General features: G+C 46.2%; 13 protein-coding genes. 8 read left to right on the top strand and 5 right to left on the bottom strand.

Features of this window, described 5'->3' with window-relative positions:
• Positions 1–2: 2 nt before the first annotated feature.
• The 4 genes from FN815_RS03255 to FN815_RS03270 all read right to left on the bottom strand — a co-directional run bounded on the left by FN815_RS03255 (position 3) and on the right by FN815_RS03270 (position 5,812).
• Positions 3–3,035, bottom strand: coding sequence for a SusC/RagA family TonB-linked outer membrane protein (locus FN815_RS03255; protein WP_246075132.1), 3,033 nt, complete (start codon positions 3,033–3,035; stop codon positions 3–5).
• A gap of 415 nt (positions 3,036–3,450) precedes the next feature.
• Complete coding sequence (locus FN815_RS03260) at positions 3,451–4,161, bottom strand: SAM-dependent methyltransferase (protein WP_142453177.1); 711 nt, start codon at positions 4,159–4,161, stop codon at positions 3,451–3,453.
• Complete coding sequence (locus FN815_RS03265) at positions 4,161–4,646, bottom strand: hypothetical protein (protein ID WP_142453178.1); 486 nt, start codon at positions 4,644–4,646, stop codon at positions 4,161–4,163. Before FN815_RS03265 ends, FN815_RS03260 begins: the two co-directional genes overlap by 1 nt.
• Positions 4,646–5,812, bottom strand: coding sequence for a serine hydrolase (locus tag FN815_RS03270; protein ID WP_142453179.1), 1,167 nt, complete (start codon positions 5,810–5,812; stop codon positions 4,646–4,648). The genes FN815_RS03265 and FN815_RS03270 overlap by 1 nt, the downstream gene beginning before the upstream one ends.
• Positions 5,813–6,069: 257 nt before the next feature.
• On the opposite strand from FN815_RS03270, the gene FN815_RS03275 reads away from it, so the two are divergent.
• From FN815_RS03275 to FN815_RS03295, 5 genes are all read left to right on the top strand, one after another.
• Entirely contained in the window at positions 6,070–8,307 is a 2,238-nt protein-coding gene (locus tag FN815_RS03275; RefSeq protein WP_142453180.1) for an APC family permease, read from the top strand.
• A 185-nt stretch (positions 8,308–8,492) separates the two neighbouring features.
• Entirely contained in the window at positions 8,493–8,843 is a 351-nt protein-coding gene (locus FN815_RS03280; RefSeq protein ID WP_142453181.1) for a hypothetical protein, read from the top strand.
• A gap of 89 nt (positions 8,844–8,932) precedes the next feature.
• On the top strand, positions 8,933–10,192 hold the full coding sequence (locus FN815_RS03285) for an efflux RND transporter periplasmic adaptor subunit (protein ID WP_142453182.1): 1,260 nt from the start codon (positions 8,933–8,935) through the stop codon (positions 10,190–10,192).
• 11 nt (positions 10,193–10,203) lie between these two features.
• Positions 10,204–11,562: an ABC transporter permease gene (locus tag FN815_RS03290; RefSeq protein ID WP_142453183.1), complete on the top strand. Its 1,359-nt coding sequence runs from the start codon at positions 10,204–10,206 to the stop codon at positions 11,560–11,562.
• Positions 11,555–13,024, top strand: a complete 1,470-nt coding sequence (locus tag FN815_RS03295; RefSeq protein WP_142453184.1) for a TolC family protein — start codon at positions 11,555–11,557, stop codon at positions 13,022–13,024. The genes FN815_RS03290 and FN815_RS03295 overlap by 8 nt, the downstream gene beginning before the upstream one ends.
• A 382-nt stretch (positions 13,025–13,406) precedes the next feature.
• Here FN815_RS03295 and FN815_RS03300 read toward each other — a convergent pair whose 3' ends face one another.
• The gene (locus FN815_RS03300; RefSeq protein WP_142453185.1) at positions 13,407–14,654 is read right to left on the bottom strand and encodes a DUF819 family protein; all 1,248 of its coding nucleotides are present in this window, start codon (positions 14,652–14,654) and stop codon (positions 13,407–13,409) included.
• A gap of 255 nt (positions 14,655–14,909) precedes the next feature.
• Here FN815_RS03300 and lysC point away from each other — a divergent pair, with 255 nt between their 5' ends.
• The 3 genes from lysC (at position 14,910) to dapA (ending at position 18,070) form a co-directional block, all read left to right on the top strand.
• Complete coding sequence (lysC, locus tag FN815_RS03305; RefSeq protein WP_142453186.1) at positions 14,910–16,238, top strand: lysine-sensitive aspartokinase 3; 1,329 nt, start codon at positions 14,910–14,912, stop codon at positions 16,236–16,238.
• A 267-nt stretch (positions 16,239–16,505) separates the two neighbouring features.
• Positions 16,506–17,183, top strand: a complete 678-nt coding sequence (locus FN815_RS03310; protein ID WP_142453187.1) for a dihydrodipicolinate reductase C-terminal domain-containing protein — start codon at positions 16,506–16,508, stop codon at positions 17,181–17,183.
• Positions 17,183–18,070, top strand: coding sequence for a 4-hydroxy-tetrahydrodipicolinate synthase (dapA, locus tag FN815_RS03315; protein WP_142453188.1), 888 nt, complete (start codon positions 17,183–17,185; stop codon positions 18,068–18,070). The genes FN815_RS03310 and dapA overlap by 1 nt, the downstream gene beginning before the upstream one ends.
• The last annotated feature ends 21 nt before the right edge of the window (positions 18,071–18,091 follow it).

Consider the following 18,091-nt stretch of genomic DNA (forward strand, 5'->3'; position numbering starts at 1 on the left):
AATTAAAATGAGAGATCAATTCCACCAATAATGGATCGGGCTTGCGGCATGGTATAGAACTCAATACCTCGCGTGAGAGCGGTAGAAGCCGTCGCGGTTACTTCAGGATCCAGGCCGGTGTAGTTGGTGAAGGTGAGCAGGTTTTGGCCGGTCAGGTAAATACGTGCCCGTGAAATACCTACGCCTAGTTTGCTCAGCAATTCAACCGGCAGGGTGTAGCCGATGGTGGCATTTTTCAGTCTCATGTAAGAACCGTCTTCAACAAAACGGGAGGGGCGAAGGTTACCGGCGTAATTTGCACTGGTCATACGTGGTACCATAGTTTTGTCGCCCGGTTCTTGCCAGCGGTCCAACTGAGTGCTTATGTAACCGGTATTACGTGCTCCACCATGCTCCTGGAAGAATCGGTTCCAGTGTAGTTGCTCATTTCCGTAGCTATACTGGAAGAACACAGACAAATCGAAGTTTTTGTAGTTGAAGCGATTGGTAATACCTCCAAAGAAATCCGGGTTGGCATCACCTACAATTTTGCGGTCAACATTTGGGTTAAACGTGCCGTCGCCATCTACATCAGTAAAGATAGGTGCTCCGGTCTGTGGATCAACGCCCGTCTGCTCATGAAAATAGAAGGAGTACATGGGCTTTCCTTCTTCGTAACGATAAATGTCACGGTTGTACACGTTAAAGGGTGCGGCCAGCTTCAAAATCTTATTTCGGTTGCCGGCAATGTTGAACAGTACATTCCAGTTAGCATCGGTTGTTTGAATGATATCAGCCGCTACAGAAAACTCAATTCCTTTGTTTTCCAGCTCACCAAAGTTTTGTACCAGCTCGGCAAATCCGGTAGATAGGGGTACTGGTACGGCAAGCAGCAGGTCTTCGGTTTTCTTATTGTAGTAATCAAACACCAGGTTAACGCGGTCCTCAAAAAGTCCGAGGTCAACGCCGATATCAAGCTGCTTGGTGGTCTCCCATTTCAAGTCAGGGTTGGCCAGCTGAATTGGGCTGGTTCCTGGGCTGTCGGTATAGCTTTCGCCACCCCACAGGCCGCGGGACTGAAAGTTGTCGATACCGCTTTGGTTACCGGTAATACCATAACTGGCACGGAATTTCAGTTCGGAAATTGCCCCTACTTCAAAAAAGCTTTCTTCAGAAACTAACCATCCAAGCGCAACGGATGGGAAAGTTCCCCAACGGTTGTTTTCACCGAAGCGGGATGAGCCATCACGGCGAACGGTTAAGGTGGCCAGGTACTTACTGTCGTACTCATATTTCACACGACCGAAGAAAGATGCAATGCCCCAACTGGTGCCGGTAGATAAGGCCGTTTGAACCGCGGCATCTTCAATCCTTCGGAAATCATTACTTGGAAACTGTTCACCTTCAGCGGTGGTACGTTCAAACTTTGATTCCTGCACACTAGTACCCAGTAGAACACTGAAATCATTTTTACCCACATCAAAGAGATAACTGAGGGTATTTTCTGCGGTCCAGTTACGGATCAGTGCTACTGTTGAAAGTGCGCTACCATTTACAGCTGAGCCGTTGTTAAGGAACGTGTTATCGTAGCGGTCCTCTTTAATCTGGTTGTAATCCAAGCTCCAGCTGGTTCGGAATGTGAGCCCTGGAATGAACTCATAATCGGCAAATACGTTTCCGATCAAGCGGTTAACATCCATGTTGAAGTCAACCTCGTTGGCCGCTGCAACCGGATTCTCGAAGATACTGAACTTGGTGTATCCACCTTCACTATTATAAACGGGAAGGTTTGATGGGAGAAAGTAAACGCCACCCAAAACACCGGTGATGTTATCGTTATTCCGTGCGCGGTTACGATTTGAAAATGAATAGGTGGTGCTGGTTCCAAATGTCAGTTTTTCTGATGCCAGAATGTCGAGGTTCAGACGGGCACTGCTGCGAGTATAAGTAGCAGGTTTTACAACCCCGTCCTGATCAAAATTAGAACCGGATACGGAATATTTAATGTTCTCATTACCACCGCTAACAGTGAGATCATAGCTGGATACACGACCTGTGCGGAACACCTGGTCGCCCCAATCGGTATCAATCGCACTTTGGGGATTGGCATAAGGCTCTGGTTGCCCATTGTTGCGGGCTGCTTCATTCATTAACATTTCGAACTCCGGTCCGCTAACAAGGTCGGGGGTATTTACTGGTTCTTCGAAACCGGTATAAGCCGTGAAACTTACTCTTGGTTCGGAGAAACTTCCCCGTTTGGTTGTGATTAAAACCACTCCGTTGGCTGCACGTGCTCCGTAAATAGCTGTTGCAGACGCATCCTTCAGAATCTCGATAGACTCAATATCGGATGGGTCAACATCAGCCAGTGCACTGGTGGTTTCACCTCCCAAACCCAAGCCGAAGTCGCCGGTTTGGATGGGTACACCATCAACAACATACAGTGGATCACTGCCGCCTGAAATGGATGAGGTACCACGGATTTTTACGAAGATACCTCCGCCCGGTGTACCAGAGTTGGCGCTTACCTGAACCCCGGCTGCCCGGCCTTGCATAAGCTGGTCACTGCCTGCAACGGGTGTGTTGGCAACATCTTCAGCACTAATTGAAGATACCGCACTGGTAAGTGTTTTACGGTCTTGTTCACCATAACCAACCACTACTACATCTTCGAGCAGCTGGACGTCTTCTTCCAACTGAATATTGATGGTTTCACGATCTCCTACTACAGTCTCTTGTGTGATGAAACTGATATACGTAAAGGTGAGTACGGCATCGGGGCCTGAGACCTCTATTTCGTAGTTACCTTCCACATCGGTACTGGTACCGTTCATCGTCCCTTTTTCAAGGACATTTACTCCCGGCAACGGACTTCCATCTGCTGCAGAAGTTACGGTTCCGGATATCACTACCTGGGCGTAGCTGATGCTTGTAGTAAGTGTTAGTGCAAATAAAAAAAGGCAGGTTAATCGCCAGCCTCTTCCCAGAATACTTATAAAGTTGTCCTTAAAAGTAGATACAGTTAGGGCTGTACCTGATTGGTATTTGTACATCATAGTTACCTTCCTGTTATTTTAGTTGTATATGTATTTCAGGTCCAAGTGAAAATTAGCCCTTCCGTATTTTCATTTTTGATACCTGAATAATCCCCAAGTTAAAGGCGTTCAAAAGGGTGGATTTATCGTAGTTTTTAATTCCCCTAATGTTGTTTTTTTTGCGCTTTTTTTGTGGGACAGGTCTACTCTACCCAATAAGAAAGTTAATTTCAATATTATTGCCCGAAAATTTACTTAGCCCTTGTTGTATTATAAATATATGATTTATAGTTGCTTGTAAATATTTTATAGCATTTAATATTGGTAATTAAACGTAAAAAGGGAAAAATCGGATGGTCTGGGTTATCGCTCAGCCGATGAGAAGAGATGCGAAAAATTTACACGGATTTTACTTAGAAAAAGGGCTGGTTTGGCGCTATTTTCCATAGAGCAAAAAGATGGTAGGCCGTTTATGCAAATTGGGCAATTTACCCGACTTCCAGTCTCCAACAGTTTTGCTGTGAATTTCCTCATCAGGCAGGGTGATGTCGGTAGCCGTACACAGCTTGGTTTCTGGCCGGCAGGTTTGCAGGATGTCTTTAAGCAGCTCGTTGTTTCGGTAAGGAGCTTCCATGAAAATCTGGGTACGGTCGTGCCGTCGTGATTCCCCCTCAAGCTGGGTAATCATTTGTTTTCGGGGATGTTGGTCGATGGGCAAGTAGCCATGAAAAGCGAAGTTTTGCCCGTTAAAGCCGGAAGACATCAGCGCCAAAAGAATGGATGAGGGGCCTACAAGAGGCACAACCTTGATGTTATTCTGATGAGCCAGTTTTACCAGTTTAGCACCGGGATCGGCCACGGCAGGTGCTCCCGCTTCGGAAAGAATGCCAGCATCTTTACCCGCTTTAAGGGGCCTTAAAAAAGAATAGATTTCCTGGTCGGGCGTGTTTTTATTGAGATGATAAAATTCAATCTCATATTCCGGAATAGTATCGCCTACCCACTGAAGAAAAGAAGTGGCACTCCGCAGGTTTTCAACCATCAGCACTTCCAGCTGGCGCAGTACATTCAGCGTGTATTCCGGGATGGTATTGTTTTCGGGCGTTTTACCCAGTGTAGTTGGTATTAAGTATAAAGTGCCTGGCATCAGTCTACCCGTTCAATGTTAAATTTATCTTCGTTAGCATTTGCTGCTTTTCGCTTCACATACCGGTTAAGAAAAAAACCGGCGGCCCCTGCAATGATGAGTCCAATAATAGCTACGCTCATATTAAAGAGGGAGGTACTGCGCTGAATATCATAGGTGGGAAAAAGCACAATTTCCTGTGCATTGCCTTCTTTATACCGGATGGGAATATTGGAACTCTCCATCAACTTTTGAGCCATCTGTATGGATAGAGTAAGCCGGCGCTCGATAAGTTTGCCTTCGTCGGTTTCAAACCGGATATCTACATAGCCGTTACTTTGGGCCGCAATTTGTTTGATATCAAAATCCGTTACCTCAGCCAGATAAGAAGTCCCGTTCTCATAAGTATCCTGAGAGCTGGTGTACACGGTAGCCTGCTGAAAAATTAAAAATAACAGGTAAGCCGGAACTAACCAGTATGCATACAAAAACCGATATTTACTCATTACTTACTCTGTTGAATTTGGTTGAGGGTGGTTTCGTAGAGTGCGGGGTCCCAAATCAGTCGTTGTTGAAAATCTTCCTGCATATGGTTGGCCGACATATGCACCCAGAAACCCACAGGCAACTGATCAAAAAACACAGCCTGTACCGAGGTATGCCCGTCATAGATGGAAGTGCCAAAATCAATGCCTCCCAATAGTCCCATACGGTTATCATAAATGGCAGCGTAGTCATCAAAACTTCGGCTGATGGGTTCGGAGCCCATTGGCCAACGGAGCTTCGTTTTAATTTGGTTAGAAATTTTTGGGGTGAAGATGTTGTCCTCCAGCAGCTCTTGCATCAGCCCGGCTAAAAACCGTGTGTTAGCCCGTGGGAAATAGGCCAGGGCATCGCGTTCCTGCATAAAAGTGAGGGACAGGCGGCCATCCTCAAACTGGTTTTTCACACGTTGATTATAAGCCGGATTTTCATTCAGGCGGCGCGCGGCTTGGATAGAACGCTGAGCAAAATCAGGGAAGTTATCTGCTGAAAGGCTCGCCGTATCACTCAAGGAAGGATTGATAGTGGTATACATGCCGCTGAAAGGCAAGGGCAGGGCCGTTTCGGGGAGATTGAGTGAATCTGCCAGGGCACGCAGGTTTTGTTCCCCCAGACGAAACCACAGGTAGTCGGCAGAAACCAAATCACTGTTCTGCAGCATGGCTTTGACCACTTCATCAAGAGGGGCCGTACCGTCTTCAAAAGTATCAATCAGTTTCTGGTGGTTGTTTTCACTGATTTCAGGCAGGGCAAATTTCTGAATTTCGGCTATCTCAATGGTTTCATCAGGATTTAGCTTTCCGTTAGCTACTTGCCGTTCATATTCTATCAACAGAAATAAATTAGCTGTGGCACCCAATGCTCGAGGGATATTTTCACGATAAAAAATCCCGGAATCAGGATTACTTACGTTATAGGATGTGATGGATACCCATTCGGGATGTTCGCCAACGAATTCGGCAAGTCCCTTCAGGGAATAGGTGTTTTCAATGTATTCACTGCCTTCGGCCATGCCGGCTTCGTTTTCAAATAAAGTCTCAAAGCCGGAATAATTCAGCCCTATGACCATTGCAAAAACAAAAGCTGCCGCTGCCAAAAAGACCAATAGAAATTTAAGCGCTCTCTTCAAGAATGGAGAATTTAACAAGGTTAGGATTTTGAGCTTTAAAGATACAAAGAAGAAGGCAGCATATCCGTTTTTTTCAGTGAGTAGTGAGCGGTTCACAGGTTTCCGTCAAAACATTTGTATTTGCTCTTAAAGGAACACCAACAGAGACCGTATTTGCTAATCTACTTATTTCCTTCATTCCCTTTCTTTACTCTGAGAAAATTCCGTACTTAGCCCGCCTATCAACCCCAAAAAATAAACTCTCTGCATTCTCCATAATGAAGAATCCATTTAAGCGTAACGCTCCTGAAAAGGAATTTGTAATTGCGGGCAAAAAGGGAGGATTAGGTACATTCGGTGGGGTTTTTACACCTTCTATTCTTACCATTCTCGGCGTAATAATGTATCTGCGCTTTGGCTGGGTTGTGGGCAATGTGGGGCTGATAGGTACACTTCTTATTGTTACCATTTCCACCTCAATTACTTTTCTTACGGCATTATCTATCGCCTCTATCGCCACCGACCAGCGCGTGCGTATCGGCGGGGCTTACTATATGATCAGTCGTTCGCTGGGTATAGAATCCGGGGGAGCAATTGGCATACCGCTTTATTTAGCCCAGGCACTTTCAGTGGCTTTGTATACAGTAGGTTTTGCTGAAAGTGTGGTAGGCGTTTTCCCTGGGTTCGACATTAAGATTGTTGGGTTGATTACCACTATTGCTGTTGCAGGCTTAGCGTTAGTATCGGCAAAGGCGGCTATTCGTGCGCAGTATTTTATCATGTTTGGGATTGCACTATCACTCTTATCATTGCTTTTCGGAAGTCCGATTGAGCAATCCAGTATCGAGATGTGGGGTGCTTCGCAGGAGAACTCCGCAGGTTTCTGGGTAGTGCTGGCCGTATTCTTTCCAGCGGTGACAGGTATTATGGCTGGCGTAAATATGTCGGGTGATTTAGAGAACCCATCCAAGTCGATACCTAAAGGAACCTTTGCTGCTATCGGAGTAGGGTATATAATTTATATGGGGCTGCCGATCATTTTGGCCAACCGAGCTGATGCACTTACACTCATCGACGATCCGCTGATTATGCGCAAAATTTCTTATTGGGGTGATGCTATCCTCATTGGTGTTTGGGGAGCCACCCTCTCAAGTGCGGTCGGTAGTATCCTTGGAGCCCCTCGCGTATTACAGGCCCTGGCCCGTGATGGCGTTTTGCCCCGATGGTTACGCTGGTTGGGCCGTGGAGACGGTGAAGACGATTCCCCCCGTGTTGGTACGGTGTTGACTTTAGGCGTGGCGCTTGCAGCGGTATGGCTTGGCGATTTGAATATGATTGCTCCCATACTCACGATGTTTTTCCTGACTACCTATGGGGTGTTAAATATCACAGCCGGTATCGAGCGGTTGCTTAACAGCCCATCTTTCCGTCCCAAGTTTAAAGTACACTGGGCCTTTTCGTTATTAGGAGCCGCGGGTTGTATTGCGGTTATGTTTTTGATTAATACGGTTGCTACTATCATTGCTTTTGTGTTTGTAGTGTTGATATTTCTGTGGTTGGAGCAGCGGGAAATGAAAGCGGCCTGGGGGGACGTACGCAATGGAATCTGGATGGCCATCACACGGGCAGGCCTGATGCGGATTGGCGTGGAAGAGGAATCCAAAACCTGGCGCCCACATCCTTTGGTGCTTTCCGGGGCGCCCACTAAACGCTGGCATCTTATTGAGCTGGCTTCATCCCTGACCCACAACCGGGGGATTTTGACGGTAGCCACGGTACTGACCAGCAGCGATATCGCAGCTAAACGCCGCAAAAATATGGAGAACAACATCCGCGAGTTTTTAAATAAGCGCAGCATTCAGGCTCTGGTACGGGTAACTACCGCTCCCGATGCTTTTGAAGGAGGAGAACGACTCATTCAATCGTATGGACTGGGTGCCCTGGTACCTAATACCGTTATTTTAGGGGATAGTGAAAATGAAGAGTACCGATCAAAATATTGCGGAATGATCTCCGGATTTCACAACCAGCAACGCAACGTGATGGTGGTTCATCAAAATGAAGATCAGGGGTATGGCGACCGCAAGCGTATCGACATCTGGTGGGGTGGACTAAAAGGAAATGGCGGCTTGATGATGATCTTGGCTTACCTGTTGCAAAGCAGCCGTAATTGGTACGATGCGGAAGTACACCTTAAAATGGTGGTTGAAAACGAGATGGCCGGTAAGGAAGCCCAAAAGAACATCGAACGCATCGTAGAAAAAATACGCACAGGTGCAGAGCCTGAGATTATTGTTTCCAATGGGCGTCCCTTCAATGATATCCTGCATGAATCGTCAAAAGATGCAGATCTGGTACTTATGGGGATGGCTGAGCCGGACGAGAATTTCAGTGAATATTATGCCGGGCTCCAACAGCGCCTCAAAGGCTTGCCTACTACTATTATGGTGCTGGCCGCCGAAGAAATATCCTTTGGCGAAGTACTGATGCAGCAAGATAACTTCCAGGAAGACTGAAGAACTTCGAACATTGAACATTCAATGTTGAAGGGAGAACTGTTTGTATTCTCGGTTGCAGATAAGTTGTGACAATTGGCGCTGTTGGAATAGATGTCGGAAAAAATGTTTTATGTAACAAAGCATGTTTCGGGATGATATCGGGTCTTTAGAAGGCCATAACATTATCCCTCTCCGGAGAGGGCATGCGAAATGAGCTTGCTCATGAAGCGAGGGAGAGGGAAGCCAACGCCCCTGCCGCTGAACACAAAATACCCATTGGGACTACCCTCTCTGGTTTTTATCTGCACGGTGGCTGCTTGCAAACCGGTGTCTCCAAAGAGACACAGGATATGGGGGAATGGAAAACCAAGATCTGGATTTTTTTAAAGTCTGGAAGGCTATTGGTGCCAGATATATTTCAAGAACAAGTTATTGGTGAGGCTGTTGGTTGCTTCCCAGAGCAATCCCGCCTGCGCATATCAGAATGTCACTTTTTTCTCCTATCCCAAAATCAACCTGCCTCTTTAGAAATTGTTAACTATATTATTTTATAAGAAGACACAATAAAATCATACATATGACGTATGTTCAAGAGTATGTTAAAAAAATCGGGCGTTTTGGCTTTATTTAATCTCACTTCATTATGAAAAAAAGATTCGCGGTTCCATCTGTTGTAGTAGTAGGGTTATTAATAATGTGGTTTGTTTTCGGGGGGGAATCGACAGATGAGATAGAATTGACCGCCACGCCTCAAACGGGAGAGTTTGTGGTAGATGTAACCAGTAGTGGCGAACTCCGGGCCAAAAATTCCAAAGAAATCATGGGCCCACAAGGAGCCAGAGAATTTCGGGTCAATCAGCTCACCATTCAAAGGCTTATCCCTGAAGGATCTATTGTAAAGGAAGGAGATTTTATTGCCGAACTGGATCGCTCCGAAATTATGGGAAAGCTTCAGGATGCACAGCTCGATCTCCAATCAGCAGAATCCCAGGTAACCCAGGCACAACTGGATAGCACACTGGAACTCTCGCAAGCCCGGGATAATCTCATCAACCTTGAATACGCACTGGAAGAACGCCAGATTGAGGTTGATCAATCCAAGTATGAATCACCTGCCGTACAGCGGCAAGCCGAAATTGAGCTCGATAAAGCACGGCGGCAACTGGCCCAGGAAACCAAGAATTATAAAACCAAAGTCCGGCAGGCCGAGGCCAAGCTCCGCGAAGTAGAGGCTGAGATGACGAAGAAACAAAATGAGATTCAGAAGATCCGGGAACTGATGACTCAGTTTACCGTTTCGGCCCCGGATCAGGGAATGGTGATTTACCAGCGCAACTGGGATGGAACCAAAATAACGGAAGGCAAGCAGATTAGTGCCTGGAATCCCGTGGTAGCTGAGCTCCCTGATTTCTCGGTGATGGAATCAGCGACCTATATCAATGAGGTGGATATTCAAAAAATTGAACTGGGCCAAACGGTTACCATCGGCTTGGATGCAGTTCCCGATAAAGAGCTAACCGGCGTGGTAACTGATGTGGCTAACATTGGGGAGCAGCGCAAAAATTACGATTCCAAGGTGTTTGAAGTCATCATTGAAGTGAATGAAAGCGACAGCCTGCTTCGCCCGGCCATGACAACGAGCAACAAGATTCTGATTGATAAAGTAGATGATGCCTTATTTGTGCCCTTGGAAACCGTTCATGCCATCGATTCTTTAAGTTTTGTTTTTCTAAAGGATGGAGCCTCACCGGTGATGCAACAGGTTGAGCTGGGGCTGATGAATGAAAACGCAGTGATTGTTCAGCGCGGGGTAAGCATAGAAGATGAATTATACCTTTCGGTACCGGCAGATACTTCGGGGATACGCAGAAATTATCTGGGCGAATCAATTACGCAAAAATAGAAGGATAGCCCGTGCTTAATAAATTACTTTACAATTTTGACATAGCCATAGAAGCTATTCAGCGTAATAAGTTGCGATCATTTCTTACCTCACTGGGGATTATTTTTGGGGTTTCTTCGGTGATAGCCATGCTTGCCATTGGTACCGGCGCTCAGCAGGAAATACTCACTCAAATGCAGTTACTGGGTACCAACAATGTGATCATTCAGCCGGTACTTGAGCAGGTTGAGGGTAGTGTGGCAGAAGCCGAACAAAGTCAGGGCGATCAACGGAAATACTCACCGGGCCTTAACCTTCAGGATCTCAACAGCATTAAAGAAGTGATGCCTGAGGTAGAACACATCAGCCCTGAAATCATCTTTGAAACCAATTTTATACGGAATGCCCGCATGCGCAGCGGAAAGATAGTTGGCGTGAATGACGAGTATTTTGAGATCAATAATTTTACCCTGCAAAGTGGGAATAATTTTAGCGATGAACAGATAGAAAATTCTTCGTCGGTATGTATCATAGGTTACGATGTTAGAGCACGGTTTTTTGCAGGTGAAGATCCGATAGGAAAAAAGATCAAAGTTGGAAATTTATGGTTAACGGTAGTCGGGGTGTTGGAGAAGAAAGAACTCAGCACCGAGAATATTGAAAACCTGGGAATCCGGAATTATAATCTCGATATCTATACCCCGGCCACTACTATTCTTCTGCGTTTTAAGAACCGGGGACTCATCACCAAAGATGATATTGATGCAAGTGCTGGCGGCGGAATGCGGGTTTTTATTGTTGGGGGTGATGAAGAGGAGGAAGAGGAAGGTTCTACCAATTATCACCAATTGGATAAACTCATTGTCCAGGTTTCTGATTCCAGGTACAGTGTTTCCATTGCAGAAGTGCTCTCACGAATGTTGAAACGCCGGCATAACGGAGTGGTAGATTTTGAGATCATCGTGCCAGAACAGCTCTTGCAGCAGGAGCAGCGCACCAAGCGAATTTTTAACATCGTGCTGTCTTCCATTGCCTCCATCTCATTAATTGTGGGAGGCATCGGAATTATGAATATCATGCTGGCCTCGGTGGTTGAACGATATCGCGAGATTGGAGTTCGCATGGCGGTGGGAGCGCAGAAGCGGGATATTGAGCTCCAGTTTCTCACCGAAGCACTGACCATTAGTGTAACCGGAGGCGTAGTGGGTATTATTCTTGGAATGGCTTTGAGTTACGGAATTGAAATGACTTCTGATATCGCCACGATTGTAACCCCCTTATCTATCATTATTTCATTCGGGGTGGCCCTGATAATTGGAGTGATCTTCGGATATTATCCCGCCAAGAGAGCGGCTAAACATGACCCTGTACACGCTTTACGCCATGAATAAATACGTTTTCGGAATAGTAGTTTTTGTGACCCTATTTTCAGCACACGGTTTTGCCCAGCAATCCCAAACCCTCACCCTGGAACAAAGCATTGAAATTGCCAAACAAAACAGCCCCCTTTCCCGGGCAGCCCGTTTTTCGCTTATTTCCGCCAAGTGGCGATATAAGTCATTTAGGGCGGATTTGCTCCCCGGTTTAACTTTATCGGGAGATGCTCCGAATTATAATAAGTCCATCTTTTCCAATACACTGGATGACGGGACGATTACCTTTTCATCCCGGACGCAGTCGGAAGCATCCATGGCGCTTTCAGTGAACCAGAATATTATGCCCACGGGCGGGGTGCTTTCGGTTTCAAGCGGGATAACCAAACTGGGAATATTTGCAGGTGAGAATACCTATTTGTGGCAGAGCACTCCTTTGGTGGCTTCGTTTCGCCAACCCCTTTTTCAGTTTAACAGCCTGAAATGGCGAAACCGTATTGAGCCGCTCCGTTACCAGATTGCCAAGAAACAATTTGTGGAAGATATGGAAGACCTGGCATTTACGGTTACCCAAAGCTTTTTCGACTTCCTGCTGGCAAAAATTAATGTAGAAGTTGCCGAGTTTAATGTGACGGTGAATGATTCCATTTATAATATATCAAGAGGGAGGTTCCAGGTGGGAAGCATTGCCGAGAACGACCTTCTGCAAAGTGAGTTGCAATACCGGAATGCAGAAACCTCGCTAACAACCGCCCGGTTGAATTTCCAGCGGGCAGAAGAAAATTTCAAAGCCCTGCTTGGGATTGATGATGGAATAGAGATAGAGGTTCTTCCCCCAGCCGAAGCTCCAGAATTAAATGTTGATGCGGACAAAGCACTGGAGCTGGCGCTAAAAAATAACAGTACATCATTGCAGTTTAGGCTCAATGAAATTATGGCCAATCAGTCCTTTGCCCAGGCCAAACGGGAAGCAGGTTTTTCAGCCACATTACAAACCAGTTATGGGTTGAATCAGACCTCAGCTGATTTTGATCGATTGTATGATGATCCCCAAAATCGACAGTTTTTTACCATTGGCTTTGAGATTCCCATTTTTAACTGGGGTAAAAATACCGCTGAAATCAGGGCGGCACGTAATCAACAGGCAGAAACGGCCAATACCATTGCCTACGAAAAGCTGCAGTTTGATTTGAGCATCCGGAGTACGGTGCGTGAATTTTCTCAGCTTCGGGATCAGGTAGAGCTGGCACAAATCTCGGATGACATCGCCGAACGCCGGTATGATGTCGCAAAGAATCGCTATTTAATTGGTAAGATTGATGTAACGAATCTCTTTATCGCTCAAAATGAAAAGGATGCGGCCCGACGAAGTTATATTCAGGCTATGCGAAATTACTGGACCGGCTATTACAACCTGAGGCGCCTGACACTCTATAACTTTGAAGAGAATGTGCCGATTGAATACAGCACCGATTTTTGATTAGAGGGATAACAATTCCTATGGCTTACAACCGAATGAAACGCGGATGACGCAGATATTACGGATTTACACTGATTTTTGATTCCACGTAAAACCATACAACCTTTCCGCGGGTATCCGCTCAATCCGTATTATCTGCGTTCTATCCCTTAGCTTAAATAATGCCAACAATATTACCCAACCTCCGTCAGCCAATCCGCCATATCAACTAACCGGGCGGAGGTTTTTTGGGCAAAAGAGACTTCCTGTTTTCTACCGATATTGGGCATTTATGGTGCCGTGTTTGGTGGTCTCCTGTCTTGCTCCTTAGGAGCAGCATATCGGTAAAAAGAAAAGATGTTCTACTTCTCCTTATCTACTTATTCCCTTATCCGCTGTCTACTTACATGGTTGAAATAGCTTGCATCATAATGGCACATAAATAAGCTCCGTAGGTGCCCAGGGCATACCCAAGCACAGCCAACAGCACGCCCACGGGAGCTAATGCCGGGTGAAAAGCAGAAGCTACAATGGGAGCTGATGCGGCGCCTCCTACATTAGCCTGGCTGCCTACGGCTACGAAAAAGAAAGGGGCTTTGATGAGCTTTCCGACAGTTAGAAGCACGATTACATGGATTAAAATCCAAACGGCACCGATTACGAAAAAGCCGGGGGCATCCAGCATCGAAGCTATATTCATTTTCATCCCAATCGTCATCACCAAAATGTAGAGAAACAAGCTACCGAGTTTAGAGGCACCGGCGCCTTCAAGGTTTCGCACTTTGGTGAAGGAGAGGATGAGTCCGCCGGTGGTAGCCACTACGACAATCCAGAAGAAGGAAGAGTTTAAGCTGAGATCAGCCAATGCAGGAGCATTTGCATCAATCCAAGGCCCAATGGAATCTCCGGCAAGGTGGCCGAGGGCCACAATCACAAATGCCACGGCAATAATTTTTGTGAAATCAACAAGGGTTGGAACCCGGGCGATGCTGGCTTGGTAGTCTGCAATTTTGTGTTTTAGTTCGTCGATGGCAGAGGCATCGGCTTTAAACCATTTGTCCACTTGCTCCGAAATTCCGGCACCATACAGCAGAAAGGCCATCCAGATATTGGCAACAATGATATCCACGGTAACCATGGCGCCAAATAAATCGGTGCTGGGTTCAAAAACTTCCAGCATGGCGGTTTGGTTAGCCCCGCCGCCTATCCAGCTTCCGGCTACGGTTGCCAGTCCGCGCCATACGGCTTCCGGCCCCGTTCCGCCTACAATTTCCGGACTGATCGTACCCACAATCAACAAAGCAATCGGGCCGCCCAGCATGATGCTCCCTGTTCCCGCCAAAAACATAATGACAGCTTTAGGACCCAGGTTCAAAATCCCTTTCAAGTCAATGCTGAGGGTAAGCAGCACCAAACTGGCTGGCAGCAAATAGCGCGAAGCTACGTAATAGAGGTTGGAATCTGTTTCGGATACAACGCCAAAAGTAGTAAGCAGAGAAGGAATGAAATAGCACAACAGCAAGGAGGGAACAAACTTGTAGAATTTCTTCCATTTTGGATTATCGCTGTGAGAAGTGATGAAAATGCCGGCGAGAATTGCCATCAATAAACCAAAGGTAACCGCGTCGCTGGTAATTAGTGCTGAATCCATATCTTGAGTTTGGAGCTGGGATTGAATTTCGGTTGAGGATACGAAAATTTTACCTGAATGAGTAAGAGTAGGATTTAAGATTAAAGATTACAGATTAAAAATTGAAATGCTTATCCGAAGATTCGGAGTCATTTAAAATTCAAAACTCAAAATTCAAAATTTCCTACCCCAATCTTCAATTCCCTAAGGTATTTGCCTAAATACTCATTATTTTCTGCATTCACTCAATTCATCAAACCAACCTTTTTACGAAAAATGATTGTATCCAAATTTGGCGGTACCAGTGTAGGTACTTTCGAAGCCATGCAACGCAGTGCATCAATCGCTGCTTCTGATCCTGATCGAAAACTAATCGTAATCAGTGCTACCTCAGGCACCACCAACGACCTGGTGGCCCTGTCAGCCGATGACCTCAGTTCAACCAAACGCGAGGAATTGCTGGGGAATATCGAAGAGCGGCACATGGATATTATCAAACAGTGTAAGGAAAGAGAGAAACTGGAAAAGTCCTTCCAGGAGCAGCTTTCGGAACTGCGGGACCACCTTGATTTTTCCGGCCGGGATAAAAAATGGAAGGATACGCTGTATGCCTTTGGCGAGCTGATGTCTACCAAGATTTTTGTGGAAGTGTTGAAAGAAAACGGCGTTGATGCCCAGTGGCTGGATGCCCGCGAAGTCATGAAAACAGATTCCACCTTTGGTAATGCTGAACCGATTTGGGATTCCATTCAGCAACAGGCCGAGGTTCACATCAAAAGAGGTCAGGCCTACCTTACTCAAGGATTTATTGGTTCGGATGTGTTCGGCAATACCACCACATTGGGACGGGGGGGCAGCGACTTTTCTGCGTCTCTTTTTGCCGAAGCCGTAGATGCCGATACCCTGGAAATCTGGACCGATGTGGCCGGAGTTTATACTACCGACCCTCGTATTGTCGAAGAGGCTTTTCCAATCAAGGAAATCAGCTTTGATGAAGCTGCCGAGCTTTCTGTTTTTGGGGGTAAAGTGCTTCATCCCGCTACTCTGAAGCCTGCTATTCGCGGCGGGGTAAATGTACGCGTAGCTTCCAGCAGTGATCCCGATAATCCGGGAACGTATATCGTTAAAGAAACCGATGAGAAACCGGTTATCCGTGCTATTTCGCTGAGGAAAGAACAAACGCTGCTCACCGTAAACAGCTTAGAGATGCTCCACCAGTATGGGTTTTTAGCTCATCTGTTTAAAGTACTGGCCGAGCATAAAATTTCGGTTGATCTGGTAAGTACCAGTGAGGTAAGCGTAGCCCTTACGCTGGACACTGCTGTAAATGCAGCCAACAAAGTGGATCTAACCGATGATGTGCTCGAAGAGTTGGGACGCTTTGCCGAAGTGCAGGTTGAGGAAGACCTCGCATTGATTGCCCTTATTGGTAACGATTTACAGAAAACTTCAGGCATCGGCGGGCCGCTGCTTACTTCTATGGAAGATTACAACGTTCGCTTGGTGTGCCACGGGGCCAGTCCCAACAATCTGTGCTTTCTGGTGAATCAGGATGAAGCAGAGGAGATTGTTCGCATGCTGCACGGCAAGTTTATTAAGGGATAATAGTTTCTTGGGTATTGGTGAATGGTTATTTGTATAGGTGAAATTTCGATTACAGAATTAACCATTCAACCAATTAACCTGGTTTGATGAAGTTTTTCGGTATGGAAACAACCCCGTCTCATTTTTATATACGATATTGAAGTGAGTAATCACCAATAAGTAATTTCAATATTGCAGATTGAGATAAATCACGCTTTAAAGCTAAATAAAGTGCATTAAAAGCCATATCTTTAAGGCTGAAATTTTTAACCGAACCAACCAAATTAAATGAAAATAGCTGTTATCGGAACCGGTAAGACAGGTGGAAAAGTAGTGGAGCTGCTCGGAGAAGACCGGGCGGTACCCTTTGATGAAGATAATCCTCCAACCGTAGATAAATTGAAGAAGACCGATGCGGCCATCATTTTTGTGCCAGGCGATGCTGTAGCTGAAGTGTTGCCTATGGTGCTGGAAGCCGAAATCCCCGCTGCCTGGGGAAGCACTGGCTACGAATGGCCGGAAGATCTTGATGAGCAGGTAAAGGCTAAGAACACCAAATGGGTACTGGCATCCAATTTTAGTTTAGGGATGAATATCATCCGAAAAAGCATTAAAGCTATTTCAGCCGGTTCGGAGATTTTGAAGGATCCCGAGTTTCATATTCACGAAGTGCATCATGTACACAAAAAAGATGCACCCAGCGGCACAGCGCTGTCCTGGAAAGAATGGCTGGACCGAGAAGCTGATGTAACTTCTGCGCGCGAAGGCGATGTTAAAGGCATTCATGAGTTGACAATGAAAACTGCCACGGAAGAAATCACCCTGAAACATAAAGCACTGGATCGTGCCTTATTTGCTGAAGGTGCTATTTGGGCCGCCGAGCAGCTTATAAACAATAACGACATTGAAGAGGGTGTAATGGCCTTTGGACAACTTTTTGATATGGTAACGGAGGGACAGCAATAATGGAACAGAACCCACTTTGGACCGCCCTGATCACCCCGATGCAGCCTAGCGGGGAAGTAGATTTTAAAAGTTTTGAGTATATGCTTCGCCAGCAAGAAGAGGCCGGAAATGGCGTACTTATTTTAGGAAGTACGGGCGAGGGACTGAATTTATATGAAGACGAGAAACGTGAGATTGTAAGTTTCACCAAAAGCCTGGATTTGGACGTACCCATGATGGTAGGCATCGGAGGATTTCAGCTTTCCAGCCAGGTTGATTTTATTCACTTTTGTAATGAGGTGAATCCGGATGCTTTGTTATTGGTGACTCCCCTGTATGCCAAACCCGGCGCCGAGGGACAATTTGAATGGTTCAGCGAGCTGATGGCAGAAACGGATTTGCCGTGTATGCTCTACAATGTACCTTCCCGAACCGGGGTCAAGATGCATCCTTCCGTACCTGCCCGGATCTCAGAAGAATTTGATAATCTGCTGGGCGTGAAAGAAGCAAGCGGCAGCGTGCAAGAATTTAAAGCCTTCCGGGAAGCCGCTCCTGAGGTAGATTTTTACAGCGGAGATGATGGCCTTACTCCTGATTTTTCTGCAGAAGGCGGCGTAGGACTGGTATCCGTTTGCGCCAATGTATGGCCCAAAGCCACCCGCAAATATGTTGAAATGTGTGTGGAAGGGGACACGGAAGAATTACTTCCGCTTTGGAAGAAGTCTACGGCGGTACTCTTTAAAGCCCCGAATCCGTTGCCGGTAAAAGTGATGGCGCATCGCAAAGGCTGGATTGAAAACGACACGGTACGTCTGCCGCTATCCTTGGGCGATATCTCCGAAGAAGTAGAAAAAGAGCTGTTGGATACCGAAGCTGAAATTACTGACTGGCTCGAAAATTTGAATTAATTACATCTAAAACCAAACAAG

The sequence above is a fragment of the Gracilimonas mengyeensis genome, from assembly GCF_900182705.1.
In the GTDB taxonomy this organism is placed as follows: Bacteria; Bacteroidota; Rhodothermia; order Balneolales; family Balneolaceae; genus Gracilimonas; species Gracilimonas mengyeensis.

Coding starts and splice junctions, on each gene's coding strand:
- FN815_RS03255 (WP_246075132.1), bottom strand. CDS start 3,035: ATGATGTACAAATACCAATCAGGTACAGCCCTAACTGTATCTACTTTT.
- FN815_RS03260 (WP_142453177.1), bottom strand. CDS start 4,161: ATGCCAGGCACTTTATACTTAATACCAACTACACTGGGTAAAACGCCC.
- FN815_RS03265 (WP_142453178.1), bottom strand. CDS start 4,646: ATGAGTAAATATCGGTTTTTGTATGCATACTGGTTAGTTCCGGCTTAC.
- FN815_RS03275 (WP_142453180.1), top strand. CDS start 6,070: ATGAAGAATCCATTTAAGCGTAACGCTCCTGAAAAGGAATTTGTAATT.
- FN815_RS03280 (WP_142453181.1), top strand. CDS start 8,493: ATGCGAAATGAGCTTGCTCATGAAGCGAGGGAGAGGGAAGCCAACGCC.
- FN815_RS03285 (WP_142453182.1), top strand. CDS start 8,933: ATGAAAAAAAGATTCGCGGTTCCATCTGTTGTAGTAGTAGGGTTATTA.
- FN815_RS03295 (WP_142453184.1), top strand. CDS start 11,555: ATGAATAAATACGTTTTCGGAATAGTAGTTTTTGTGACCCTATTTTCA.
- FN815_RS03300 (WP_142453185.1), bottom strand. CDS start 14,654: ATGGATTCAGCACTAATTACCAGCGACGCGGTTACCTTTGGTTTATTG.
- lysC (WP_142453186.1), top strand. CDS start 14,910: ATGATTGTATCCAAATTTGGCGGTACCAGTGTAGGTACTTTCGAAGCC.
- FN815_RS03310 (WP_142453187.1), top strand. CDS start 16,506: ATGAAAATAGCTGTTATCGGAACCGGTAAGACAGGTGGAAAAGTAGTG.
- dapA (WP_142453188.1), top strand. CDS start 17,183: ATGGAACAGAACCCACTTTGGACCGCCCTGATCACCCCGATGCAGCCT.